Source organism: Billgrantia sp. NRB1 (genome assembly GCF_056921725.1).
The window spans coordinates 912,753-938,265 of sequence record NZ_CM167783.1 but is presented as its reverse complement, the minus strand read 5'-3'; the positions used below and the strand labels follow the sequence as shown (position 1 = coordinate 938,265).

Genomic DNA, 25,513 nt, shown 5'->3' with positions numbered 1-25,513 from the left:
GAAGCCACCCACGGGAGCACGATGCAACTCTTCAATACACTGACTCGCCGCCGCGAGGCGCTGCGCACCGAACGGCCGGACCGCGTGACCCTCTACGTCTGCGGCCCCACGGTCTACAACTACGCCCATATCGGCAACGCCCGCCCGGCGGTGGTCTTCGACCTGCTGGCGCGGGTGCTGCGCCACGACTATTCGCAGGTGGTCTATGCGCGCAACTTCACCGACGTCGACGACAAGATCAACGCCGCGGCGGCCGACGCCGGGGTACCGATCCGCACCATCACCGAGCGCTATATCGACGCCTACCACGAGGACATGCAGGCCCTCGGCGTGCTGCCGCCGGACCTCGAGCCCAGGGTCACCGAGCACATGCCCGAGATCATCGCACTGATCGAGACCCTGATCGAGCGCGGCCACACCTACGAGGCCGAGGGGCACGTGCTCTTCCAGGTCGGCTCCTTCGCCGAATACGGCCAGCTCTCCGGGCGCCGCCCCGAGGAGATGCTGGCCGGGGCCCGGGTAGAGGTGGCGCCCTACAAGCGCGACCCGCTGGACTTCGTGCTGTGGAAGCCCTCCTCGCCCGAGCAGCCGGGCTGGGAGAGCCCCTGGGGGCGCGGACGCCCTGGCTGGCACGTGGAGTGCACCGCCATGATCGGCGAGCACCTGGGCCACACCCTCGATATCCACGGCGGCGGCCAGGACCTGATCTTCCCCCACCACGAGAACGAGATCGCCCAGGGCACCTGCGCCCACGGCGCCCGCTACTGCCATAACTGGGTGCACAACAGCTTCGTCACCGTGGACGGCCAGAAGATGTCGAAGTCGCTGGGCAACGTGCTGCTGGTGCGCGACCTGCTCGACCAGGCCCCGGGGGAGGCGGTGCGCCTGGCCCTGCTCGCCACCCACTACCGCCGCCCCCTGGACTGGAACAGCGAGCGCCTGATGCGCGCCCGCCGCACCCTGCTCGACCACTACCGGGCGCTTTCCGAGGTGGAGGGGCTCGAGGCAGACCCCAAGACGCCGCCGGATGCCGAGCTGCTGGCGGCGCTGCGCCGGGACCTCAACGTGGCCGAGGCGCTGACCCGGCTGCAGCGGCTGGTGGATGACCTGAAGGCCGCCACCGACGACGCCGCGCGCGCCCGCGCCAAGGGTGCCGTGCTGGCCTCGGCCAGGCTGCTGGGCCTGCTGCAGCAGCCCCCCGCCGAGGCCCTGGCGGCGCTTTCGCCCCGGCGCTCCGACCTGCCGGTGGCGCGCATCGAGGCGCTGGTCGCCGAGCGCGAAAGCGCGCGACGGCAGCGCGACTTCGCCCGCGCCGACGCCCTGCGCGACGAGCTGGCCGAGCTGGGTGCCGAGGTGCGCGACACGCCTGAAGGCCCCCGCTGGGCGCCGCTGACGCTCGCCGCCGGCAGCGCCTGATACCCCATCTCCCCGAGAACCGCCATGAGAACGACACCATGACCGAGACGCCCTCCCCCGCCGCCGGCGAGAGCCTCACCATCACCCTGCCGGACGAGCGCGAGCTGACGCTGGCGTCCCCCACCAGCGTGGCGGAGATCGCCGCCGCCATCGGCCCCGGCCTGGCCCGCCAGGCGCTGGCCGGTCGCGTGGACGGGGCCCTGGTGGACGCCGGCGATCCCATCACCCGGGACGCCCGGGTGCAGGTGATCACGCCAAGCGACCCCGAGGGGCTGGAGATCATCCGCCACTCCTGCGCCCACCTGGTGGGCCACGCCGTCAAGCAGCTCTACCCCGATGCCGAGATGGTGATCGGCCCGGTCATCGACGACGGCTTCTACTACGATATCGCCTTCGAGCGCCCCTTCACGCCGGAGGACCAGGCGGCCATCGAGGCGCGCATGAAGGCGCTGATCGCCCAGGAGTACGACGTCATCAAGCGGCGGGTGCCCCGGGAAGAGGCCCTGCGGCTCTTCCGCGAGCGCGGCGAGCGCTACAAGCGGCGGCTGATCGAGGAGATGCCCGACGAGGCCACCCTGGGGCTCTACTTCCATCAGGAGTACGTGGACATGTGCCGCGGCCCCCACGTGCCCAACACCCGCTTTCTCAAGCACTTTCGGCTGACCAAGCTCTCCGGCGCCTACTGGCGGGGCGACGCCCGCAACGCCCAGCTGCAGCGCCTCTACGGCACCGCCTGGGCCGACCGCAAGGCGCTCAAGGCCTACCTCAAGCGCCTGGAGGAGGCCGAAAAGCGCGACCATCGCCGCCTGGGTCGCCAGCTGGGGCTCTTTCACTTCCAGGAGGAGGCCCCCGGCGCGGTGTTCTGGCACCCCGGCGGCTGGACGGTGCTGCAGACCCTGATCGCCTACATGCGCCGCCGCCAGGCCGCCGGCGGCTACGTGGAGGTGAACACGCCGGACATCATGGACCGCGGCCTCTGGGAGACCTCCGGCCACTGGCAGAACTATCAGGAGCACATGTACACCACGCAGACGGAGGACGGTCGCTCCCTGGCCCTCAAGCCGATGAACTGTCCCGGCAGCGTGCTGCTCTACCGCCACGGACTGAAGAGCTACCGCGACCTGCCCATCCGCATGGGCGAGTTCGGCAAGGTCCACCGCTACGAGCCCTCCGGCGCCCTGCACGGCCTGCTGCGGGTGCGCCACTTCACCCAGGACGACGCCCATATCTACTGCACGCCGGAGCAGATGAGCGCGGAGTGCCGCCGGGTGGTGGCGCTGGTGCTCGACATCTACCGGGAGTTCGGCTTCGAGGAGGTGCGCCTCAAGCTCTCCACCCGGCCGGAGAACCGCATGGGCAGCGAGGCCGTATGGGACCGCCTGGAGGGGGCCTTGACCGACGCCCTGGAGACGATGGACCTGGCCTACGAGCTCAACCCCGGCGAGGGCGCCTTCTACGGGCCCAAGCTCGAGTTCGTGCTGCGCGACGCCATCGGCCGCGACTGGCAGTGCGGCACCCTGCAGGTGGACATGAACCTGCCCGAGCGCTTCGGGCTCGACTACGTGGATGAACAGGGCCAGCGCCTGCGCCCCGTGCTGCTGCACCGCGCGCTGTTCGGCTCCCTGGAGCGCTTCCTGGGCATCCTGATCGAGCATCACGCTGGCAAGCTGCCCGCCTGGCTGGCGCCCCAGCAGGCGGTGGTGATGTCGATCACCGAGGCCCAGGCGGGCTACGCCGAGGCCCTGAGCGAGGCGCTTTGCGGCGCCGGGCTGCGCGCCGAGGCCGACGTGCGCAACGAGAAGATCGGCTACAAGATTCGCGAGCAGACCCTGCAGCGGATTCCCTTCCTGCTGATCGTCGGCGGCCGGGAGGCGGCCGAGGGCCGAGTGACCCTGCGCCACCGGGACGGCAGCGACCTCGGCACCCTCGAGGTGGAGGAGGCCATCGCCCGACTCCAGGCCGAGTGCCAGGCCCCCGACCGGGAGGCTCGGCGCCGCGACCAGGCGGCCCGCCTGGAACGCCTGCGCGCTTTGGCAAGCGCCGAGGAGGCCTGGGCATGAGCTAGCCCGACGACCTCGGCGCGCGCCTGGCCCGTCGCCACGCCGACCTGCTGGTGCTGGGGGGTCGGGGCAATCTGGCGCAATGGTCTTGATAAACGCCGCGAATAAACAGGTGCATTTTAATTCAATTTGCCACTTAAGGATGATGCACCTGCCCCCTTCGGACATTACGGGATTCGACTATTCGGCACAACACATAAAAGAGGGGTGTTTAGCATTCAGGTTATACGTACGCTGCACGAGTAGGGCACCCCTTTTCAGGCCCGTAAACTCAACATTCCCGAATCGCCGGAATAGCCTATGAATCCTTTATCTACTCCCACTCCGTCTCCCGGGAAGCACGGTCTCACGCTGCATACTGCGCTGGCGGGGGTCATCACGGCAGCTCTTGTCTGGCCGGTTACGGCTCAGGCTGAGGATACAGAGGCCTTTATCACCACCTGGGAAACCCTCGAGGCCGACGAGGAGGTCTTTATCCCCACGGCCCCCTACACCGACTATGACTTTACGATCGACTGGGGGAACGGCATCGTGGAGGAGGTCTCCGGCAGCGATCCGAACCCCTCTCACACCTACACGGAGCCAGGTATCTACCAGGTGACGATCCACGGAGACTTTCCCCGTATCTTTCTGGATGTCTGGTTTGATGGCAACGGAAATCCGGACGATGCCGAAAGGCTAAAAACCATTGAGCAATGGGGGGACATCGAATGGTCGAGCATGGAGGCCGCCTTTGCCGGCGCCGTCAACATGACGTATAACGCCTCGGACACGCCCGACCTCTCCAGCGTCACCAGCACCCGTGACATGTTCACTCATGCCCACTCGTTCAACGGAGACATCGGCGACTGGGATGTCTCGAACGTGAGGGAAATGAATCATATGTTCTCTGACAACCAGATATTCGACCAGGATATCAGCGGATGGGATGTCTCCAACGTCACCAGCATGGAAGGCATGTTCGCCGGAGCAGTAGCCTTCAACCAGGAGATTGGCAGCTGGGATGTCTCTCGCGTTACCCACATGGGCAACATGTTCGTGGGTGCGGCGTCCTTCAATGCGGATATCGGTGGCTGGGATGTGTCCAGCGTCACGAACATGGAGGGCATGTTCTTTGACGCCGAAGTATTCAACCAGGATATTAGCGCCTGGGACGTCTCCAGCGTGGAGTCCATGAGCGAGATGTTCAACAGAGCCGCCTCCTTCAACCAGGACATTGGCTCCTGGGATGTTTCCAACGTCACCACCATGGACGGGATGTTCGCGCGCGCGACGTCATTTAACGGTGATATTGGCGATTGGGACGTCTCCAACGTCACCAACATGGCCGCGATGTTCGCGATTGCCGAGTCGTTCAACCAGGATATCGGCAGTTGGGACGTCTCCAACGTCACCAGCATGGAGCGCATGTTTGGAGGCTTTGGCGGCGGAGCCGAGTCGTTCAACCAAGACCTGAGCGGCTGGGATCTCGCCGACGATGTCAATACGTCCGCCATGTTCGATGGCGCCGAGGCCTTTGACTCCGCCAATGCACCACCAAGGATTGAGTTGGACTAACGACGCTTTACGTCGCCACTCGAACGGCGGTGATGCCCACGGCTCTCACCTCAGACACTGCACGGATATCGACATGATGACGCCTACTTATACCGATGCATCCCTGCCCCGCCGGATACTGATACCCCTTTCAGCCGCGCTAGCAGGCTTGCCCCTCGCGCTACCCCTCACTGTGCATGCACAGGAAAATTCGGACTTCACCCTTGCGCCCAATGGCGTCACCGTGGTGTGCGTGGAGGCCGAGCTTGGAGACAGTGGCGAGGTCGAGGGCACCGTTTACACCAAGCGAGCCGCCGACGACATCACCCCGGATAATGCCGCCACGACCTGTACCAGCGGCATCAACGGGATGAGCCGACTATTCGATATGAGCCGGTTGGGCGAGGACGAGGCCGGGTTCAATGAGGATATCAGCCATTGGGACGTATCCCGTGTCAACAACATGAGCCAGATGTTCATGGGCGCCGAGGCGTTCAACCAGGACATCAGTGCCTGGGATGTCTCCCGGGTCCACAACATGCGCCATATGTTTGCAGAAGCCAAGGCCTTCGACCAGGACATCGGCGACTGGAATGTCGCCCGCGCGACCAACATGACCAACATGTTTTACGGCGCGGAGGCTTTCAACCAGGATATCGGCGATTGGGATGTATCGCGTGTGCGCAACCTCCACGGCATGTTTGCCGGAGCCAGGTCCTTTAATCAGGATATTGGCCGCTGGGATGTATCCGGCGTGACCGACATGTCCTACCTATTCTGGAGTGCCAGCGCCTTCGACCAGGACCTGAGTGACTGGGACGTTTCCCGTGTCACCAACATGGGCAATATGTTTGCCGAAGCTGATGCCTTTAATGGCGACATCAGCCGCTGGAGTGTCTCCCAGGTGACGAACATGAGATCCATGTTCAGCAATGCCTCCTCCTTCAATCAGGATATTGGCAGCTGGGATACCGGCAGCGTCACCAACATGCAGCAGATGTTTGCTGGGGCGTCTGCCTTCAATCAGGACATCAGCGGCTGGGATGTATCCAGTGTTACCGAGACACGTGCCATCTTTCATGGTGCAAGCGCCTTCGACCCCGAGAATGCCCCCGCCGGGCTGGAATAGCGACACTCATTGGTCCAACACTGAAATGCACAGACAGCGCCCCGGCAAGCGCCGGGGCGGCCTGGGCATGAGCAGGCCTGGGGGAGGCAGTGCGATTGAGAAAAATTCTAATCCTCGCCATTGACCTCCATTAGCCAAGTGTCTACTATCGCCGCGCTGCTGCATGGCAGCGAAACCCCCTTAGAGGAATCTAATGGAACCTCCGAGTCGCCATTACACGACCGACTACTCGATTGATCGCGCCGCGTCGTCTTGCGTGGTGCGCCGGAGCCTGCCCCTGCCTATCCGCTAGGCCGTGGTTCCTGCGCGCCCCAGTGACGCGCGTCAAGGAGCCATACCATGAGCTATGCCGTTCTCGCTGCCTCCCTGCGCAGCGCCCTTCAGCGTCAGGACACCGACGCCATTCGCCACCTGGTCGCCGAGATGCAGCTCGCCGACCTGGCCGAGTTCATCCAGCACGAGCAGGAAGACACCTCCATTTCCCTGCTGGACTACCTGCCCATGGAGCAGCGGGCCAGCGCCCTGGGCTACCTGGAAGAGGAAACCCAGAGCGCGCTTGCCGCCGAGATGGAGGACGCCACCCTCGCCGAGCTGATGCACTTCATGGATGCCGACGAGCGTGCCGACCTCTTCAAGCTGCTCGACGAGCCCCGCCAGCAGGGCCTGCTGCGCCGCCTGGCCCACGCCGAGCGTGAGGATATCCGCAAGCTGGCCAGCTACGAGGAAGGAACCGCCGGCGCCCTGATGACCTCCGAGTACGTGGCCGTGCCCGCCGAGGCGGACGTGGCCACGGCGCTAGAGAAAGTACGCCGCACCGGCCCCAACGCCGAGACCATCTACCAGATCTACTGCGTCGACGCTGAGGGCCGGCTGCTCGGCACCCTGTCGCTGCGCGAGATGATCCTGGCCAATTCCCAGGACACCCTGGCGAGTCTGATGACCGAAGAGCTGGTGGTGGCCAAGGTAGAGACCCCTCAGGAGGAGGTGGCCAAGCTGATCTCACGCTACGACCTGATGGCCCTGCCGGTGACCAACGGCGGCGACCGTCTGGTGGGCATCGTCACCTACGACGACGCCATGGACGTGGCCGAAGAGGAAGCCACCGAGGACATGCACAAGGGGATGTCCATCGGCAAGATCGAAGGTAGCCTGCGCTCGGCCAGCCTGTTCGATCTCTACCGCAAGCGGATCGTCTGGCTGGTGCTACTGGTGTTCGCCAACATCTTCTCCGGCGCCGGCATCGCCTACTTCGAGGAGACCATCGAGGCCTATATCGCGCTGGTGTTCTTCCTGCCCCTGCTGGTGGACAGCGGCGGCAACGCTGGCTCCCAGGCGGCGACCCTGATGGTGCGCGGCATGGCCACCGGCGACGTGCGAACCCGCGACTGGGCCAGGCTGCTGGGCCGCGAGGTCAGCGTGGCCATCGGCCTGGGCCTGACCATGGCGCTGGCCGTCTCGGTGGTGGGTATCTTCCGGGCCGGCACCGAGATCGCCATGGTGGTGGCCATGAGCATGGTGCTGATCGTGATCATGGGCAGCCTGATCGGCATGCTGCTGCCCTTCCTGCTGCAGCGCCTGCGCTTCGACCCGGCCACCGCCTCCGCGCCGCTGGTGACCTCCATCGCCGACGGCGTGGGCGTGCTGATCTACTTCGCCATCGCCACCGCGGTGCTGGGCCTGCCCACCTGACCCCAGGGGGGGGCGTAACCGCTTCCGACGTTTCGCCCCGCCCCTTTCCCCTGCCCCTTTCCCAGCTCCGGTCCCGACACCACATCCCGCTGGCGACTGTCCGCCAGCCACCTCAACCAACCTTGGACAAAGCCCTCCCTGCCTCCAATATCGACTTACCCTCATGGGGAGTAAGCATATACAGAGCCGTGCCTCTACACTGCGGAGTCAGCTGGCGACCTATTGATCGGTGAGCGAGATCCGGCAATCCCGCCAGCAAGCGACGTGAAAAATGGAGACGATTCAAAGGGACAACGCTGACAATGCCAACTCCAAACCGCTATGCCATCACTGCTCTTATCGCACTACTCGCCTCTCCTGTCGGCGCCGAGCCGCTATGGCTCTCGCCGGAGCTCCAGCTCGAGACGCGCCGTTCCAGCGACACTACACAGGGCCATATTGTCGTGCGGTGCGACAACATCAGAGCTGCAGATTACTGCGACACCTCAGCCGCCACGTATGCCCGGGCCAGGGAACAGGCCGCGCGCATCGGCGAGACCCTGCTCGAGATCCGCGAATGGTTCGATGACACCGGCCTGTTCCCGTCAAACCTACGGCTCAGAAGGAATAACGAGCGCCAAGTCTTGCTCCAAGAAGGTTTCGCGCGTGACGAAGACGGCACCCGAGCCCTGGTTGGCGGCGTGGAGAACATTGGCAGCTTGACATTGGAAGTTGGCACCGTCGCCCTTGATGACAGATTATCGCAAACGCTTGCGCATGAGTGGTATCACACGGCTTCCGCCCGCAGCCCAGCCCTAAGCTTGCGGCCCGCCCAGGAGGTCTTCAACCTCGAAGAGGCCATTGCCGAGGCCGTCGGCATTGCCTTCGCTTTCCCCAATAGCGATTTGATCGATGTCCTGGCGGCTACCGAGCGAAGCCTCGAGCTGCAAGAGCCGTTTCTCGCTCACCCTGTTGCCGAAGGCTATGAGAAGGCGCCCTATATTCTGTTCGTCGGCGACAGGCTGGGTGCGAAGCACAACATCGCCCACATCCGATCACTCATGCACCAGCTATCGGATGACGGCCATCACGGTATGAGCTACCTCTATCACCCATCGTTGGGCTCCGAAGTGTTTGACCGTGCCTTCCCCGAATTCGTCGCACGGATCAACCAGCCCAGGGGCGACCGCTACTACGGCGCGGTTCCAAGCGAGACCTGGCATGCCGGCGCCTACGGCAGTTTTGAGAACTTCTCCATTGACCGGGTCATCCGCTCGAATGCCGCCAGTCCCTTGCTGATCGAAACGATCGAGGTCAGCGGTCTCCCCGACGAACCACGCGACCGACTCGCCGTGGCCCAGTTAGAGATTGAGCCTGCAGATGCGGATGCCGAGGGGCATATCAGCATAGTCTACGAGCATCAGGTGATTGCCGACGGTACCAAGCGCTGGCTCGTGCCGTTGGAGGAAACCAATGAGGGGCCGTTCACACGGGTGACCAATGCCGGGCCAGAGCCGGCTGCCACGCAGGTGCGAGAGGCGACTCTCGAAGGAACCCTGAGCGCCATGAACTTCGAGCTGCCAGCGTGCATGGAGCCGGGAGAGACCAGAATGATCCGGGCGTCCGGCGCCTCACTCGATGGTGTGAGCAATTTCGAGATCGACACCTCGGCAGGGTCGATGGATGGGCTAGCCTTCACCGCACCGGAAGCTCCCGGTGAGGTGGATGTCACCCTTTCCATCTCCTCGACCATGACTCGTGGCCCGACCATCGCCCCGGTGCAGCGCCCCGATGTCGAGATTCCTCTCGGCACCATAACTGTCGTTGAAGAAGACGGCTGCGCACAGCTCGTTTGCCTCGAGCCCGGTGACTCCTGGCAGTTTGCCGCCGATAATCCGGCACTGTTTGGCAGGCCCATCGAGGTGGATTGGCGCAGCGACCGCGGCACCATCGATGCCGATGGTACCTTTACCGCCCCCGGTCAGCCCGGCCCCGTCACTGTCACCGCCACCGCGGTCGAGAACGAAGCGCTGACTGCCCAGACGACGTTCCAGGTCGGCGCCTGCTGCCACTACGAGATCCGTGTCGACGGACTGCTCGAAGGACAGGAGGCGGTCACCTGGAGCAGCCTCGACACTCCAAGCACCTCCGCCTTCGGTGGCGACCCCATTCCACGGGGCATCACCCTACAGGGCGTGGACTGGGAGACCGGCACCTTTGAACGTGCCACGTTCGGTCACATGGAGGGAGTGCTCGCACTGGAGACCGCGAAGGGCGGCGGCAGTGAGTTGCCAAGCGCCTTCGACATCGTCCACGTTCGCGACGACGCGGTAATGTATGAGTACCTGCCGGGCAGGGCGGAGTTTCCTGAGCGGATCGGCTATCGCCTGCTGTGGGCGGGCGACGACAGCCCCTACCAGGGCCTCAACATCCCTGTCGCGAACTGGAACCCACAGCCAGTGCCGGCACAGATTGAGGTCAGCGGAGTGCCCATTGATCCCGAAACGCCCACGCTGGAGCTCGGTATGCGTATTCAGGGCCCCATGCTGGTTGGACGCGAAGTGGTGAACACCGTGGACGGCAGCGGCCAGTGGGCCATGGCGGAGGCCATCACCGCCGAGCCGATCCTGGGCTCGATCCGCATCCGAGTCGATGGGGTCTTCCGACCCGATTTCGACCAGCGAGTCCCGCACCCCGAGCGGGACGACGTCAGTCAGGGGATGATCATTGACTGGGATCTCGATGGCGACGTCGCCTGGTGCGGCGGGTCGCGCTGGGAACGACTCCAGCACTACCAGTCCCCCCGCCCATGATCAGATTGCCTTCCCCTCGGCGCCACGCCAAGCGTGGCGCCGGGGTACGAGCGATCAGCGCTCCACGAGTTCGACCCGCCGATTCTGCTCGCGGCCTTCCTCGGTGCGGTTGGTGGCCACCGGCGCCATCATGCCGGCACCGGCGGGCTGCAGACGGTCGGCATCCAGGCCATGGCGCTCCTCGAGCCAATCGGCTACCGACTGAGCCCGCTCCATGGAGAGGCTAAGGTTATAGTCGAAGTCGCCGACGTTATCGGTGTGGCCCACAATGACCAGCTCCAGCTCGCTGCTCGACTCCAACACTTCGGCGATGGTGGCCAGGGCATCGGCCGACTCGTCGATAATCTCGGCGCTGTCGAACTCAAAGAGGATATCCCGCACCGCGACTCTGCCTTCCGCAACAATGCCCTCCTCTATCTCGGCAGCACTCAGGTCTTCAGCGTCGTGCGCGGCCACTATCTCATCACGCTCCTGTGGCGGTTCTGCAGGCTCAGGGGCCACGACACCCAGAGCGGGGGCTTCCTCGGGCTTCTCCACGACATCGACGCGCAGCACGGGCTCGCCGCCATCACGCCGATTCTCGTGGATATAGGCATTCACGAAAACCGCTTCCTCAGTATGGCGGGCGGCCAGGAAGTGCCTGTCACTTTCACTGCTCGACCAGCCATAATCGTGCACGCTGGTCCCGCTGGGTCGGCTGCGGTCGAAGGTGTCGAAGCGATGAAAGCGACGACCGAGCTCGTCTCGGCCACTGCCGGCAAACTCGATCTCGAAGCCGGCATCCTCCAGCCCCTCGCGGTAGGCGCGCTTGACCTGTAGTGGGCTCACCTCCGGTCTGCGCAGCAGGTAGAGCAGCTGGGTATGCTCACCTTCCAGAGTGCGTGCATCGGGATACTCGCCATCTTCGCGAGGCCCAAAGGTCAGTTCGACGCTTTCAAATTCAGCGTACTCGTAGGAAAGCAGCTCGCTCCCCTCAATCCTCGGTACCAGACGATGATCCCCCCACTCGTCGGGCTCAGCATGAGCAAGGGCGGGAGCACCAGCCATCGCCAGAAGCGCCAGTCCTGATATCGTGCTGCGAGTCAACAACATAGTCCATCCTTGATGAGTTAAGCGTATGAGCGGGTTCAGCCTCTCCAGACTAGCAGTCCGAGGCACCCTGTCGATCCCTGCCGATGAAGGGGAAAAGGATTGACAGCCGGCCGTTCCTTTAATAGAACGTTCGTTAAATGGAACGCCAACAGGGCCCGTCATGGACAAGCGCTCACTCGCCACCCTCGGCCAGCACCTGCAGTCCCTCCGTGTGACCCAGGGCTGGTCGCTCTCTCAGCTGGCCGCCGCCGCCGGCATCGCCAAATCGAACCTCTCACGGCTCGAGCAGGGCAACGGCAACCCCACCCTGGACACCCTCTGGCGTCTGGCGGTCCAACTGGGCGTACCCTTCGGCACCCTGGTGGCACCGATCAGCGTGCCGCTGGGCGAAGAAGGGGTGGAGGTGCGGCTGCTCGACCAGGGCAAGGACAGCCCCCAGGTGGACGCCTACTGGATGCGCTGCGCGCCTCACACCGTTCGCCGCGCCGAGCCCCATACCCCCGGCGCCCGGGAATCGCTGACCCTGATCAGCGGCCGGCTAGAGGCCGGCCCGGAAGGCGACACCGCGCGGCTGGCGGCGGGCGAGACCCTGAACTTCCCTGCCGACCGCCCACACCTCTATCGCACCCATGACGCCTGGGCCACGCTGCTGCTGACCGTCATCTATACCGGGGAGGGAGACAGCCCATGAGCCTGCAGGCCACCAACGCCCTCTCGCGCCCCTGGCTTGCCGGCCTGCGCGAGGCCATCCCGCTGCTGGGCGGCTATGTGCCGGTGGCCATCTCCTTCGGGCTGATCGCCGTACAGGCCGGTTTTAGCACCTGGGAGGCGGTGCTCATCTCCACCCTGATCTATGCCGGCGCCTCGCAGTTCCTGTTCGTCGGCATGGTCGCCGCGGGGTCGCCGCTGTGGCTGGTGGTCATCATGACGCTGCTGATCAACGCCCGCCATGTGGTCTACGCCCCCAACATCGCGCCCTGGCTGACGACCAGCCGCGCCTGGCCCTGGCTGATGCACGGCCTTACCGATCAGGTCTTTGCCCTGGCCCACACCCGGCTGCCGCAGCTGCCGGCGTCGCAGCGCCTCGGCTGGTTCACCGGCGCCGCGCTACTGGCCTGGGCCAGCTGGATCGGCGGCACCGCACTGGGCGCGGTGGCCGGCGAGGAGCTGACCCGGCGCTGGCCGCTGCTCGGCGAGATCATGCCCTTCGCCCTGCCGGCCCTGTTCCTGGTGCTGCTGGCCCCCCGCTTCACCAGTCGACGCTGGTCGCTGGCGCTGGGCGTGAGCATCACCATCGCCCTGCTGCTGGCCGTCACCGGGCTGACCAACGCCGCCATCCCCCTGGCCGCCGCTTGCGGCGCGCTCTGCTTTTATCTGGTGAAGTGCAATGTGACATCGAGAGGAGGACGCCATGAGTAACGCCCTCTGGCTGGCGGTGCTGGTCTCGGCGGCGGGCACCCTGCTGATGCGGCTGCTGCCGCTGCTGTGGATGCGCCGCCGCCTGGCGCGGCTCGGCGGCGACGACGGCCTCGAGGCCACGCCCCAGTGGCTCGGCATCCTCGGCCCGCTGATGATCGCCGCGGTACTCGGCGTCTCGCTGGTGCCGACAACCACCGACGCCATCTCCTGGCTCGCCACCGCCCTCGGGGTGCTCGCCACCCTGCTCGTCTGGCACCGGCTTCGCTCGCTCGGCTGGCCGATAGCCGCCGGCGTGGCGGCCTACGGCGCGGTGGTCGTGCTGGCGAGCCTGGCGGAGCTGACGGTGCTAGGCTGACGCGACAGCCAAGGAGTCACAACACCGACATGGAGGCCAGGATGACCGAGACGTTTCCCCCCCGCCCCTTCGGCCGGCACCGGCGCCACCCCGTGGCCGCCGGCGCGGCACTGCTGCTGGCCCTGCTGCTGACGACCGCGCCGGCGGCGGCCGACTGTCCCGAGGCGTCCACCGCCGACCTGGCCGCCATCAAGGGCACCGGCAACGCCTCGCCCCTGCCCGAGGGCCGGGCGGTGGTCACCGAAGGCGTGGTGACCGGCGCCTTCCTCGGCCGCGACAACCTGAACGGCTTCTACCTCCAGCAGGCCACCGAGCAGGGCCCGGTGGGCCTGTTCGTCTATATGCCAGGCGCCACCGAGCGCGACGCCGAGCACCTCCGCCCGGGCAAGCACGTTCAGCTCCACGCCCGTACCGGCGAGCACCGCGGCCGCCCCCAGCTGCAGCGAGTCGAGCGAATCGCGGTCTGTGACCGCGACCGGCTGCCCGAGCCGCAGGCCCTGAGCTGGCCTCTGGACGCGGCGACCCTGGAAGCCCACGAGGAGCTGCTGGTCACCTTTCCCCGGGCCCTGACCGTCACCGGTAACCATGAGCTCGCCCGCTACGGCAGCCTCTCGCTTGCCACCGAGCGCCTCTTCCGGCCCACCAACGCCCCCGGCGAGGACCAGGAGCGCGCCGTCCTGATGCTGGACGACGGCAGCTACCGCGCCTTTCCTAGCCCCATTCCCTACCTGAACGACGAAGGCACTCGCCGCGTGGGAAGCCGGGTCGCGGGGCTTACCGGCGTGCTCACCCACGCCTTCGACGCCTACCGCCTTCACCCGACCCGTGAGCCGCGCTTCGAGGAGGCCAACCCGAGACCGGGGCCCCTCGAGGCGCCGGGACAGCAACGGCGGGTGGCCACCTTCAACGTCGAGAACTACTTCACCACTTTGGGCCGACGCGGGGCCGCCAATGCCGAGGAACTGGAGCGCCAGCGGGCCAAGCTGGCCGCGGCGGTGGCCGGCCTGAATGCCGATATCCTCGCCCTGGTGGAGGTGGAGAACGACCCGGCGGCCCTCGCCGACCTGGTCGAGCAGCTCGGCGAGCGCACCGGGGTGCGCTATCGCGCCGTCGGCGGCAGCGCCGACCGGGGCTCCGATGCCATCAAGCTGGCGATCATCTACCGGCCGGACCGGGTGGAGGCCGTGAGCGAGCTCTATGCCGACAACCAGCGCACCCACCACCGCCCGCCCCTGGCGGCCTTCTTCCGCGACCGAGAAGGCGGGGCGTCCTTCGGCGTGGTGACCGCCCACTTCAAGTCCAAGACCGGCTGCCCACCCCGGGGCGATATCGACCAGGGCCAAGGCTGCTGGAACGAACGCCGGCTGGCCCAGGCCCGGGCCGTGGCCGCCTTCCTCGAGCGCCTCGCCGCCGCCGAGGGGCATCAACGTCTGCTGCTGATCGGCGACCTCAACGCCTACGGCGCCGAGGACCCGATCCGCGCCCTCACGGAGGCGGGCCTGGTCGACCTGCTGGCCCGGGAGCTGCCGCCGGAGCGCCGTTACTCCTATGTCTTCCGGGGGGAGTCGGGCTACCTGGATCATGCCCTGGCCAGCCCCGACCTGGCCGCGGCCGTGGCGGCGGTTCGTCCCTGGCCCATCAATGCCGACGAGCCCGACTTCCTCGGCTACGACGGGCCGGAGAGTGCGGCGCCCCACTTCCGCCCCGATCCCTTCCGTTCCTCGGATCATGACCCGATCGTGGTGGACCTCGCCCCGGAGGCGATGAGGTAACCCGGGGCGCCGGACGAGTGCGATAAAGGAAGAGGGACAGGAGCGGGCGTGGAAAGAACGTGCGCAAGATGCCGAGAAAAGGGGTGCAATGGCGGCTATTTACGGTTAGATAAGGAGAGAACAAGGACAATTCCGCCCCAGCGAGGACGCCCATGGAGTCACTGTCGGACGCCACCGCACTCCCCGAAAACCAGCGCCCCTGGGTGCGCCACTACGGCGCCATCCCGGCCGAGCTGCCGCCCCCGGAACACCCCAACCTGGCCGCCCTGATCAGCGCCAACGCCGAGCGCTTCGCCACACAAAGGGCCTTCACCAGTTGCATGCCCAACGGCATGAATGGCGCCCTGAGCTACTCCCAGGTCGACGAGGCCTCCGACGCCTTCGCCGCCTACCTGCGCGAGGGGCTCCAGCTCGCCCCGGGCAGCCGGGTCGCGGTACAGCTCCCCAACTGCCTGAGCTACCCGATCGTGGTCTTCGGCATCCTCAAGGCGGGCTGCGTGCTGGTGAACACCAACCCGCTCTACACCGCCTCGGAGATGACCCACCAGTTCCGCGACAGCGGCGCCGAGGCGCTGGTGATCGTCGATCTGTTCGTCGACAAGCTGCCCGAGGTGCTGCCCCACACCGCCATCCGCCAGGTGGTAACAACGAGCCTTGCCCAGGGCTTCCCCCCCGTGGTGCGCCAGGTCGTAAAAGCGGTGCTCAAGTACTGGAACCGGGTGATCCCGCCCTGCCCCGTCGAGGCCACCGCCCTCGGCGAGGCGCTGGCCGAGGGGCGTCGCCTGGGCCAGGGCGTCACGGTGAAGGATTACTGGCGCGACCTGGGGCCGGAGAGCCTCGCCGCCCTGCAGTACACCGGCGGCACCACCGGGGTCGCCAAGGGCGCCATGCTCAGCCACGGCAACCTGCTCGCCAACGTGGCCCAGATCGAGGCCATGGCCGGCTCGCACATCAGCGACGGCGAGGAGTGCGTGCTCACCGCCCTGCCGCTCTATCATATCTTCGCCTTCTCGGTGAACCTGCTCGCCTTCTTCAAGCACGGCGCCCACAACGTCCTGGTGCCCAACCCGCGGCCGATCCAGAACCTGCAGCGGGCCATCGAGAACTACCCCATCAGTTGGATCAGCGGGGTCAACACCCTCTTCAATGCCCTGCTCAACGAGGAGTGGTTCACCCTCTACCCGCCGCGCCGGCTGCGCGCCGCGGCGGCCGGCGGCACGGCCCTGCATGCCGCCGTGGCCGAACGCTGGGAGAAAGTCACCGGCACACCGCTGGTGGAGGGCTACGGCCTCACCGAGAGCTCGCCGGTGATCAGCTTCAACCCCCTGGTGGGGACCCGCAAGCCGGGCAGCATCGGCATCCCGGTGCCGGGCACCGAGGTCCGCCTGGTCGATGAGGGCGGCGCGCCGGTGGCCCAGGGCGAGCCGGGGGAGCTTACCGCCCGCGGGCCCCAGGTGATGCAGGGCTACTGGCAGCAGCCCGAGGCCAGCGCCGAGACCCTGCGCGACGGCTGGCTGCATACCGGCGACGTGGCCGCCATGGACGAGGACGGCTACCTGCGCATCGTCGACCGCAAGAAGGACCTGATTCTGGTCAGCGGCTTCAACGTCTATCCCAACGAGGTGGAAGACTGCATCGCCCTGCTGGACGCCGTGCAAGAGGTGGGAGTGATCGGCGTGCCCGACGCCGATAGCGGCGAGGCGGTGCGAGCCTATATCGTCACCCGCGGCGAGCTCGACCCCGAGACGGTGAAGGCCCACTGCCGGAAGCACCTGGCCCGCTACAAGGTGCCCAGGCAGGTCGAATTCGTCGACGACCTGCCCAAGAGCCCCATCGGCAAGGTGCTGCGCAAGGACCTGCGCGCCGACTACCTCAAGGATCATCCACAAGCCGCCGACGGGAGCCCCGCATGCTGAGCCCACTCGAGGAAACGCTGCTGGCCATCATGATGGCCGTGATCATGCTGGGCATGGGGTCGTCGCTGACCTTCAAGGACTTCCGCATCGCCATGCGCCATCCCCAGGCGATCGGTATCGGCTTCGCCTCCCAGTACCTGTTCATGCCGCTGCTCGCCTTCCTGATCGGCCGCGCCCTGCAACTGCCCCCCATCCAGGCGGTCAGCCTGATCCTGATGGGCTGCGTGCCCGGCGGCACCACCTCCAATATCTTCGCCTACTTCTCGAGGAGCCTGCTCGGCCTCTCCATCCTGATGACGGTCTGCTCGACCCTGCTGGCGGTGGTCATGGTGCCGCTGGTGCTGGCCCTCTACACCACCGGCATCGACGCCGCCTTCCGGATCCCCTCGGGCAATATCGTCGCGGTGCTGGGGGTGCTGCTGGTGCCGACCCTGTTCGGCATGTGGCTGCGCCGGCGCAACGCCAACCTCGGCGCCTGCACCGAGCTGCTGGGCGGCATCCTCGGCGTGGTGGTGATCGTCTTCTTGATCGCCACCTGGGTGCCGCGCAACTGGCAGCTGTTGATGACCACCGGCGCCGAGGTCTACCTGGCCGCCATCGGCCTCGGCCTGTGCGGCTTCCTGATCGGCTACTGGTTCAGCCGCGCCGCCCGCCTCAACCCGCTCAAGGCCCGCACCGTGTCGCTGGAGACCGGCATCCAGAACGGGCCGCTCGCGGTGCTGATCATCACCCTCTCCTTCACCGGCGAGACCCAGCAGCAGATGCTGCTGATCCCGGTGATGTACTCGCTGTTCATCGTTATCAACTCCACCTTCGTGACCTTCTACTACCGGGCACGCAGCCTGCGCGAGGAACTGGCCCGCGACCAGGCGAAGGTGGAAGCCGCGGCACCGGCCAGGGCCTGAGGCGAAGCATCAAGCAGGCCCGAGCCGGGAACCCCGGTGCAGGGCCTGCCGAGGCTCGGAGGCCGCCAGCGGGCGGCCCGCTGGCCACTTGGCAACTCGCCAGACACCAGCATTTCCCCAGGACAGCAACATGCGCCAAGAGGGCGTATTTCCCATTGCCGCTGGTCCATCAGCACGATGCCTACAGTTTTCCCCTGACCCGCCGATAGCGCATTGACCAATCGGTCAACACAAGCGCATCCGTCCTGAGGGTGCGCCAGCCAGGGGAATAACAATGAAGCACCTGACGATTGCCAAGAAACTGCTGATCGGCATCGGCCTGAGCATGATCCTGATCGTCGGCGGGGTGACGGCCATTCAGTATCACCTGTTCAGCGACCTGATCACCGAGCGGGTCACCGGCGCCGAACTGCCGGCCACCCTCGAAAGCATTCGCAATGACATCGACGCCACCCTGACCGGGCCGATCACCACGACCCAGGGCCTGGCGCATAACGGCTATCTGCAGGAGTGGCTGGCCGAGGGTGAGTCGCGGGAGGAAAGCAAGCGTGCCATCAGCTACTTCGAGCGACTCCAACAGCGCACCGGGGCCAACACCGTCTTCTATGTGTCGGCGCTCAGCGGCAACTACTACACGGCCGAGGGCATCGCCCGCACCCTGAACCGGGAACAGGACGCCTGGTTCTATCGCCTGGTCGAGGGGGCCGACGCCCCCGAGTACACCCTGGATATCGATTCCGAAGGCGGCGAGCTGAAGGTCTTTATCAACCACGTGATCGAACTGGACGGCGAGCGGGTGGGGATCGCCGGGGTCGGCTATGCCCTGGACGCCATGGCCGAGACGATCGGCGACTACCGGCTCGGCGAATCCGGCATGGTGTTCCTGGCGAACCGGGACGGCCGGATCAGCGTGCACCCCGACGGCGCCGCCCTGGCCGGTCGGCCGGTGGCGGAACTGCCCGGCTGGGAGACCCGGGCCGCCGAGCTGCTGGCGGGGACGGGCTATCGGGACGCCACCCTCACCGACGCGCAGGGCGCCGAGCAACTGGTCGCGGCCATCGACGTGCCCGGCACCGACTGGGTCGTCTTCGCCCAGATACCGCGCGGCGAACTGTTCGCCGACCTCAACCGGGCGGTGCTGCTGGTCATCCTGATCGTGGCCCTGGTCATGCTGGCGAGCCTGGCGAGCCTCGCCCTGCTGCTGCGCACCCTGTTCCGCCCCATTCGACTCACCGCGGAGGCCATGGGCGAGATCGCCGCCGGCGATGGCGACCTGACCCTGCGCCTCCCCGTGCAGGGCCGGGACGAAGCGAGCGAACTCGCCATCCAGTTCAACGCTTTCGCCGACAAGATGCATGACGTGCTGGCCCGGGTCAGGAGCAGCAGCGACGCCGTGCGCCACGCCGCCCAGGAGATCGCCAGTGGCGGCCGGGACATGGCGCGACGCACCGACCAGGCGGCCTCCAGCCTGCAGCAGACCTCGGCCTCGATGGAACAGATCACCGGCACGGTGGAAAACACCTCGGCCTCGTCCGGCGAAGCCAACCGGCTCTCGCAATCCGCCGCCGAGCTGGCCCAGGGCACCGGCGACACCGTCTCCCGGGTAGTGACCACCATGGGCGAGATCCAGCACGCCGCCGAGCGGATCGGCGATATCATCAAGGTCATGGACGACATCGCCTTCCAGACCAACCTGCTGGCGCTCAACGCCTCGGTGGAAGCGGCCCGCGCCGGCGAGAGCGGCAAGGGCTTCGCCGTGGTGGCGAACGAGGTTCGCCAGCTCGCCACCCGCAGCGCCCAGGCCTCACGGGACATCCGCAGCCTGATCGACGCCTCCGGCGAGAAGGTCCGGGGCGGCACCCGACTGGTGCGCGACGCCGGCAGCGCCATGCACGACCTGGTCGAGGTGGTGAACCGCGTGGCGGGCATGCTGGGGGAGATCAGCCACGCCACCACCGAGCAGAGCGATGGCATCGGCCAGGTCAATATCGCCGTGGCCGAACTCGACCGCATGACCCAGCAGAACGCCTCGCTGGCGGAGGAGTCCACCGCCGCCGCCGAGCAACTGCGCGAACAGGCCGACCGCCTCGCGGAGCTGGTCGGCAGCTTCACGCTCAAGGACGAACCACGGGAAAGCCAGCGGATTCCGGCGCTGGCGTAGTCCTACGAAACCGACGAAGGATCGAAGGCGGCGACATGGAGGTCTGATCTTACCCAGCATTGGACCCTGGATTCATAGAATAACCGCAGCGCTTTGGACCACGCGGTAGAAGCAAGGGGGCCAGCGCCGGTACCCTCCCTGCTTTACCGACCAAAGTGAAGCCGAGCTTTGGTGGCAGATTGCCCACCGTCCCACCACCTTTCTTCTACCTTATCGACATGCTATATTTATTCAAGGATTAATGATATTTAAACAAAGTTAATACCCAAGCTACGACATCGCCAGATCAATCGAACCCTATCAACACATACATAAAACCACAACAAAACAAGACACTTTGAAAATAAAAGGGAGCTAACCCTGTGCTAAATCAATCTTTTACTCCACACAATTTGCGAAAGATTTATGACAAGGAAAACCAAAAAGGAGATTATATAGAAAAAGGCTTCCCCTCTGAAATAGAAGAGCTGTCTTTAGCCATAAAAAGATGGCGAAATGTAAAAAAAAGACTGAAGAAGAGAAAAGAAAAGTACTCAGAAGAGGTATATCAATCTCGGCTTCAGAAAGCCCGGGACTCCATTAGGTCGTACGACCAAGCCCGTGACAACTCAATAAACTCACATCTAGAAGAAATATCTAAAAACATCAACAACAAGAAATTTAAACTCCAGATTGAGAAACATACATCCTCGCACCACGACAAGACAACTTATCGTGTAAAAAATAATCTAGAATCATTTTTCTCCGAAAAACAAGTCCAACAAAACATAAAATCCACATATGGTGTAAAACAGGCTTGCCGAGACATTATAATATCGCAACTAAAGTCTTCTCTTAACGACAACTTCCCAAAGCAAATTGTCAGAACCGATATTTCCAGCTTCTACGAGAGCATAGATAGAGAAAAACTAAAAGACAAAATAAACAACAACCCAAAACTATCTTTAGCTTCTAGGAAAATGATTGGGCAGGTAATGACAGGATATAAGGACATCACTCATAGCACAAAAGGCATCCCAAGGGGGGTTGGCATCAGCGCTTATCTAGCTGAGCTTTACATGCGTGATGCTGACGAAAAGATAAAATCGTTACCCGGTGTAATCTATTACGCTAGATATGTTGATGACATAGTCGTTATTTTTTCACCCTCAAGCACAATTGACGCTGAAGAAAGAAAAAGAAAAATAGCTGATATCATGTCAGACATAGGACTTTCCTTAAACGAGGCAAGCCGAGAGAAAACAAAGACAATAAACTTCAAAAAAGGCACCGGCTTTACCTTTGATTACTTGGGATACAAACTTCAACACCGCGAAAAAAAGCTAACAATTGGCGCCAGTGAAAATAAGACCAAAAAGTATAAGACTCGCATAGACAATGCATTTAGCAAATACCGAAAGAGCTATGGGTCCAGCGCCGACAGAAGGATCTTGATAGATCGCATTAGGCTTCTCACAGGAAATACAAAGCTTACCAATAACAAAGGAGGTGCATTCATTGGAATCTACAGCTCCAACAAGTGGATTGACGATCTTTCTTTTTTGGATCAGCTTGACCACCACCTAAGAAACCATGCTGGCCAGTTGACATGCCCCACCTTACAGAGAAAGCTTTCAAAGCTCTCTTTTAGAGATGGGTTTACAAAAAAGAGCTTTAGAAAATTCAATGCTCGCGACCTGGCAAAAATCACACAAGCATGGAAGCATTAAAATGAAAAAAAAGGTAAAACTGACGCATACAAAAGAGAGAGCCGTCATATCTGACGTGCTGCCATATGAGATACCACTAACTTTTTCCAATAGGCACTTTTATGATTTCCTTGTCGAAAACTCTGTTGAGTATAACAATGGAACCTTTGAGTGGATTCCTAGATGCAGTGGTTATCACTTAGCCATACAGATACTTCTCGGTGTTTACAACCCGAAATCCACCACTTATAAGAGCGGGGAATCACACAGCTTTAAACCTGATAAAAAAACAATGACTACAATCCCATTCACTTATGGAATTACACATAAGGAGGGCGAACTCAGAACTCTTTCATTCTCACACCCTCGGAACCAAATCAAGCTAGTGAATTTTTACGAAAATTACAAACACCTAATGATATACCATTGCAAAAAAAGCAAATTCACTCTTCGCGCACCGTCCAGTATTGCAAAATGCATATTTCTGGATAAAAACTCAAAGCTTCCCAGACAAAATGATGAAGATGAACCAGTCGGAAAGGTGGAGGAAGAAAATAAAGACTACAGAAGCCTTAAGTCCTTTTTTGTCTACAAAAAACACAGCAACATCTTCAAGTTCTTTGAGTCAAACAGGTACCATCAGTGCGAGAAAAAATACAACAACATGGCTCGCCTCGACATATCAAAATGCTTCGACAGTATTTACACTCATTCTATTGCTTGGTCTATATTTGGGAAGAATACTGTTAAAGATGTAATGGCAGGGGCAATTGAAGGAGGAGGACTAAAAGGGTGTTTTCCTGATGCCTTCGATGAACTTCTGCAAACTGAGAACTATGGAGAAACAAATGGAATCCTTATAGGACCAGAAGTCTCAAGGGTATTTGCTGAGATTATATTACAAAATATAGACAACGATGTCTACGAGGAACTTAAATCTCAAGAAATTCACCATGAGTCTCATTATGAGATTTTTCGTTATGTTGATGACTACTTTGTCTTCTACAACGACAAAGAAGTATACAAAAAAATCATCACTCAACTGCAAGCTAGTTTAAAGCAGTACAAACTCAACCTTAATACCGAGAAAGAAAAGATATATCAAAAGCCTATCATCACTGAAATAACGATAGCAAAAAAACAAATATCAAAGCTTCTCAGCGAAAAACTAAAATATAAAATCGAAGAATCAGAGATCTTTCGCAATGGTGAGAATTTAAAAGTCAAGCATGGAAAAATTTTTATTAAATCGTCACCATTGATAACAGGCTTCAAGACCATAATAAAGTCCAGCGGAGTTGAATATAAAGACATCCTCAACTACTCGCTCGCAATTGTTGAAAACAAATCAAAAAAAATTATCGAAGATTACTACGAAATTGAAAAAACGGAAAACTCAAAAAGTTCTTTGGCTTATGCTATCAGCTCAATAATTGAATTCACTTTTTTTATTTACTCAGTATCCCCAAGAGTTAACACAAGCGTAAAACTCATCAGAATACTATATATATTCATCTCTTTCTTGAGGACAAAGCACGCCACCCAAGATGACATGAATGGAATTTTTAAGCAGATCTTTGAAAACATTTACTTCATCACTGGAAAAAATAGGTCCAATCGACATACTCAGGTAGAGACTCTATATTTATTGACAGCCCTCTCCGAGCTAGGAAAAGACTACAGGGTGGAAGAAGAGATTTTAGCTTCCTATTTCGGAGCAAAAAAGCAAGAATCCACTAACAGCTACACACTCGACAATGAACTAAACCTGTTCTCTATTACTGTTGCTTTATTTTACATGAAAGACAAGAAAAGGTACACAAAACTCAAATCATGTATTGAGAGCCATATTTTTGAAAAAATGACAAACAGCAAAAGCTCTTTGACGAAGGACACAGAGAAGACAATGCTCCTTTTTGAAAGCTTGTCTTGCCCGTACTTAAGCACAACTCTAAAAAGAAAGATTTTAAAGCTCTATGGGATAAAATCTGTTTCTGAACAAGACTCACTGATAAACCTCAGGAAAGAGTGGTTTACGAAATGGACTGATTTCGATTTTGGCAAGGAGCTTGACGCAAAAAGGAGTCTTGAAGTATATTAGAAAAGTCCATGCATCATCCAACCGTCAATGGCTGTAGGCAGCTCACACACTCGCGTGGATGTTGCTGCTGTCCCATGCACGGAAGCGGCGACTAGGGTGGTCCGGATGAGCCACCCGCCTATCCTTCTCCAAAAGCTGGATGGAATATCCGAAGAAATCGGGGGCAGCCACTTTTTGCCGTTTAGATGAGCAAATCACGTCCTTGGCTACTCATCTCGCCAGCTCCTCCTCGCCAAAAGCATCAGCAGCGAAAGTTCTCCCCATCTCCTAATCTTCCCAACAGAGGCATGCTGAGTTTTCCTGGCCGCTCAAGGCGTTGAGCATAGCGTTGGAGGCCTTCTTCAGGAAAAGGCAGTGCATCACCTTGTTTTCCCTGTGATTGCGCACCAGAGCCATCCCGCTCCGTCAAGCTCGATACGATCGACAATGCCATTGGTGGAGTGCAACTGTCGTCGTCGCTCACTTCGGCTCTGTAGAGGTCGTTGAACCGGTCGATGATCTCGGCCAGCCGCGGCAGCGTCACAGGGCTCCAGCGGCAGGTAGGCCAGGTCGATATCGACCGATAGACGGGGTAATGGCTGCACGAAGAGGTTGATGGCCGTACCGCCCTTCAGGGCGAAGCACGGCTCATCATTGAGAAACGGCAGCAGCGAGACCAGCAGCCTGACCTGTTCGTGGTAGCGAGCTTCAATCGGCATGCAGGAACGCCTCCGGCACCGTAACGTGATATTCCCTGTCAAGCTTGCCGCCCTGGCAGAGCTGCCGCTTGCCTCTGCCGAGGTCCAGTCGGTCTGGTGCCAGCCGACCGTACCAGGCATGCCCAGCGTGGCGAGCCAGCACCAGGAAGGCCCGCTTGGTTCTCACCGAACGGCACCCCTCTAGCAATGCCTGCAGCCGGCGCGGGCGCAGCGTGTTAAGCCCGCCGAAGGTGTCCACCAGCTCACTGCTGAACAGCAGCGCATTCGGCGTCACGGCGATCCACTCCAAGACCGCTCGCTCGGGGGTCGATACCTGCAAACTGAAGGCCCTGCCATCCGGCGCGTAGTCCGTGAAGCTGCCGGGAAGCTGCACCGGCAGGCCCTTTTCAGAGTGGAGCACCATCCGCCCTGCCCACTCGGCATCACTCAACCAACGGGGCAGCCGAACGGCTTCCTTGCCATACAGGTTCGTCGTGCTCTCCCCCATGTGCAGGTAGTGGAAAAAGCCATGCAGTGCGAGGGCCGTCTGGCCACCCGGCCAAAGCGGTGGTAAGCCCGTGTCGTCGCTCGTCTGCAGGGCGAAAACAGCGCTCTCCCAGGTAAGAGGCTCCCCCGCTTGGCAGTAGGCGCCGTACCCCACGCGCTGCAGCCAGCCACTGCTGGCCAGCTTACGCGCCTGATCCGAGGTGACGCCGTGTGACGCCAGCCAGGCGGTCGTCACCACGGCGCCATACGGGATCTTGTGCAGCAGCTGGTTTATTTTCACATCAAAAAGCGGCCTTAA

The 25,513-nt window shown here is 61.9% G+C and carries 17 protein-coding genes and 1 pseudogene; 15 read left to right on the top strand and 3 right to left on the bottom strand.

Annotation, left to right across the window (positions count from 1 at the left end; genetic code table 11):
* Positions 1-21 precede the first annotated feature (21 nt).
* The 6 genes from cysS to ACZIYR_RS04245 all read left to right on the top strand — a co-directional run bounded on the left by cysS (position 22) and on the right by ACZIYR_RS04245 (position 10,622).
* Complete coding sequence (gene cysS / locus ACZIYR_RS04270) at positions 22-1,416, top strand: cysteine--tRNA ligase (protein ID WP_483528315.1); 1,395 nt, start codon at positions 22-24, stop codon at positions 1,414-1,416.
* A 38-nt stretch (positions 1,417-1,454) separates the two neighbouring features.
* Positions 1,455-3,476 carry a threonine--tRNA ligase gene (gene thrS, locus ACZIYR_RS04265; RefSeq protein WP_483528314.1) on the top strand — a complete coding sequence of 674 codons (2,022 nt, stop codon included), beginning with the start codon at positions 1,455-1,457 and terminating at the stop codon, positions 3,474-3,476.
* 300 nt (positions 3,477-3,776) lie between these two features.
* Positions 3,777-5,033, top strand: a complete 1,257-nt coding sequence (locus ACZIYR_RS04260) for a BspA family leucine-rich repeat surface protein (protein ID WP_483528313.1) — start codon at positions 3,777-3,779, stop codon at positions 5,031-5,033.
* 73 nt (positions 5,034-5,106) lie between these two features.
* Positions 5,107-6,141: a BspA family leucine-rich repeat surface protein gene (locus ACZIYR_RS04255; RefSeq protein ID WP_473032543.1), complete on the top strand. Its 1,035-nt coding sequence runs from the start codon at positions 5,107-5,109 to the stop codon at positions 6,139-6,141.
* A gap of 339 nt (positions 6,142-6,480) precedes the next feature.
* Positions 6,481-7,830, top strand: coding sequence for a magnesium transporter (mgtE, locus tag ACZIYR_RS04250; RefSeq protein WP_473032542.1), 1,350 nt, complete (start codon positions 6,481-6,483; stop codon positions 7,828-7,830).
* A 302-nt stretch (positions 7,831-8,132) separates the two neighbouring features.
* Positions 8,133-10,622, top strand: a complete 2,490-nt coding sequence (locus ACZIYR_RS04245) for a hypothetical protein (protein ID WP_483528312.1) — start codon at positions 8,133-8,135, stop codon at positions 10,620-10,622.
* 54 nt (positions 10,623-10,676) lie between these two features.
* Here the strand turns inward: ACZIYR_RS04245 and ACZIYR_RS04240 are convergent, their stop codons facing one another.
* Positions 10,677-11,669 (bottom strand): OmpA family protein, encoded by a 993-nt coding sequence (locus tag ACZIYR_RS04240; RefSeq protein WP_483528311.1) that lies wholly within the window; start codon positions 11,667-11,669, stop codon positions 10,677-10,679.
* 205 nt (positions 11,670-11,874) lie between these two features.
* On the opposite strand from ACZIYR_RS04240, the gene ACZIYR_RS04235 reads away from it, so the two are divergent.
* From ACZIYR_RS04235 to drt3b, 9 genes are all read left to right on the top strand, one after another.
* Positions 11,875-12,405, top strand: a complete 531-nt coding sequence (locus ACZIYR_RS04235; RefSeq protein ID WP_483528310.1) for a helix-turn-helix domain-containing protein — start codon at positions 11,875-11,877, stop codon at positions 12,403-12,405.
* Positions 12,402-13,133, top strand: a complete 732-nt coding sequence (locus ACZIYR_RS04230) for an AzlC family ABC transporter permease (protein ID WP_483528309.1) — start codon at positions 12,402-12,404, stop codon at positions 13,131-13,133. The genes ACZIYR_RS04235 and ACZIYR_RS04230 overlap by 4 nt, the downstream gene beginning before the upstream one ends.
* Complete coding sequence (locus ACZIYR_RS04225) at positions 13,126-13,488, top strand: AzlD domain-containing protein (protein WP_483528308.1); 363 nt, start codon at positions 13,126-13,128, stop codon at positions 13,486-13,488. The genes ACZIYR_RS04230 and ACZIYR_RS04225 overlap by 8 nt, the downstream gene beginning before the upstream one ends.
* Positions 13,489-13,529: 41 nt before the next feature.
* Positions 13,530-15,260, top strand: a complete 1,731-nt coding sequence (locus tag ACZIYR_RS04220; RefSeq protein ID WP_483528307.1) for an ExeM/NucH family extracellular endonuclease — start codon at positions 13,530-13,532, stop codon at positions 15,258-15,260.
* Positions 15,261-15,412: 152 nt separating this feature from the next.
* Complete coding sequence (locus tag ACZIYR_RS04215; protein WP_483528306.1) at positions 15,413-17,176, top strand: AMP-binding protein; 1,764 nt, start codon at positions 15,413-15,415, stop codon at positions 17,174-17,176.
* Positions 17,170-18,081, top strand: coding sequence for a bile acid:sodium symporter family protein (locus ACZIYR_RS04210; protein WP_483528305.1), 912 nt, complete (start codon positions 17,170-17,172; stop codon positions 18,079-18,081). The genes ACZIYR_RS04215 and ACZIYR_RS04210 overlap by 7 nt, the downstream gene beginning before the upstream one ends.
* 274 nt (positions 18,082-18,355) lie before the next feature.
* Positions 18,356-20,242, top strand: a complete 1,887-nt coding sequence (locus ACZIYR_RS04205; RefSeq protein WP_483528304.1) for a methyl-accepting chemotaxis protein — start codon at positions 18,356-18,358, stop codon at positions 20,240-20,242.
* Positions 20,243-20,604: 362 nt separating this feature from the next.
* Entirely contained in the window at positions 20,605-21,951 is a 1,347-nt protein-coding gene (gene drt3a / locus ACZIYR_RS04200; RefSeq protein WP_483528303.1) for an antiviral reverse transcriptase Drt3a, read from the top strand.
* Position 21,952: 1 nt separating this feature from the next.
* On the top strand, positions 21,953-24,031 hold the full coding sequence (gene drt3b, locus ACZIYR_RS04195) for an antiviral reverse transcriptase Drt3b (RefSeq protein WP_483528302.1): 2,079 nt from the start codon (positions 21,953-21,955) through the stop codon (positions 24,029-24,031).
* A gap of 497 nt (positions 24,032-24,528) precedes the next feature.
* Here the strand turns inward: drt3b and ACZIYR_RS04190 are convergent.
* Together ACZIYR_RS04190 and ACZIYR_RS04185 are read right to left on the bottom strand one after the other, a co-directional pair.
* Positions 24,529-24,729, bottom strand: a pseudogene (locus ACZIYR_RS04190) (nucleotidyl transferase AbiEii/AbiGii toxin family protein); the annotation flags it as partial.
* Complete coding sequence (locus tag ACZIYR_RS04185) at positions 24,719-25,495, bottom strand: type IV toxin-antitoxin system AbiEi family antitoxin domain-containing protein (RefSeq protein ID WP_483528301.1); 777 nt, start codon at positions 25,493-25,495, stop codon at positions 24,719-24,721. The gene ACZIYR_RS04185 and the pseudogene ACZIYR_RS04190, both read right to left, overlap by 11 nt.
* Positions 25,496-25,513: the final 18 nt, after the last annotated feature.

Bases quoted from the DNA above. Each gene is read 5' to 3' on its own strand.
- cysS (WP_483528315.1), top strand. From the start codon at position 22: ATGCAACTCTTCAATACACTGACTCGCCGCCGCGAGGCGCTGCGCACC.
- ACZIYR_RS04205 (WP_483528304.1), top strand. From the start codon at position 18,356: ATGAAGCACCTGACGATTGCCAAGAAACTGCTGATCGGCATCGGCCTG.
- ACZIYR_RS04215 (WP_483528306.1), top strand. From the start codon at position 15,413: ATGGAGTCACTGTCGGACGCCACCGCACTCCCCGAAAACCAGCGCCCC.
- ACZIYR_RS04225 (WP_483528308.1), top strand. From the start codon at position 13,126: ATGAGTAACGCCCTCTGGCTGGCGGTGCTGGTCTCGGCGGCGGGCACC.
- ACZIYR_RS04245 (WP_483528312.1), top strand. From the start codon at position 8,133: ATGCCAACTCCAAACCGCTATGCCATCACTGCTCTTATCGCACTACTC.
- ACZIYR_RS04255 (WP_473032543.1), top strand. From the start codon at position 5,107: ATGATGACGCCTACTTATACCGATGCATCCCTGCCCCGCCGGATACTG.
- mgtE (WP_473032542.1), top strand. From the start codon at position 6,481: ATGAGCTATGCCGTTCTCGCTGCCTCCCTGCGCAGCGCCCTTCAGCGT.
- ACZIYR_RS04260 (WP_483528313.1), top strand. From the start codon at position 3,777: ATGAATCCTTTATCTACTCCCACTCCGTCTCCCGGGAAGCACGGTCTC.
- ACZIYR_RS04210 (WP_483528305.1), top strand. From the start codon at position 17,170: ATGCTGAGCCCACTCGAGGAAACGCTGCTGGCCATCATGATGGCCGTG.
- ACZIYR_RS04240 (WP_483528311.1), bottom strand. From the start codon at position 11,669: ATGGCTGGTGCTCCCGCCCTTGCTCATGCTGAGCCCGACGAGTGGGGG.
- drt3b (WP_483528302.1), top strand. From the start codon at position 21,953: ATGAAAAAAAAGGTAAAACTGACGCATACAAAAGAGAGAGCCGTCATA.
- ACZIYR_RS04235 (WP_483528310.1), top strand. From the start codon at position 11,875: ATGGACAAGCGCTCACTCGCCACCCTCGGCCAGCACCTGCAGTCCCTC.
- ACZIYR_RS04230 (WP_483528309.1), top strand. From the start codon at position 12,402: ATGAGCCTGCAGGCCACCAACGCCCTCTCGCGCCCCTGGCTTGCCGGC.
- ACZIYR_RS04220 (WP_483528307.1), top strand. From the start codon at position 13,530: ATGACCGAGACGTTTCCCCCCCGCCCCTTCGGCCGGCACCGGCGCCAC.
- thrS (WP_483528314.1), top strand. From the start codon at position 1,455: ATGACCGAGACGCCCTCCCCCGCCGCCGGCGAGAGCCTCACCATCACC.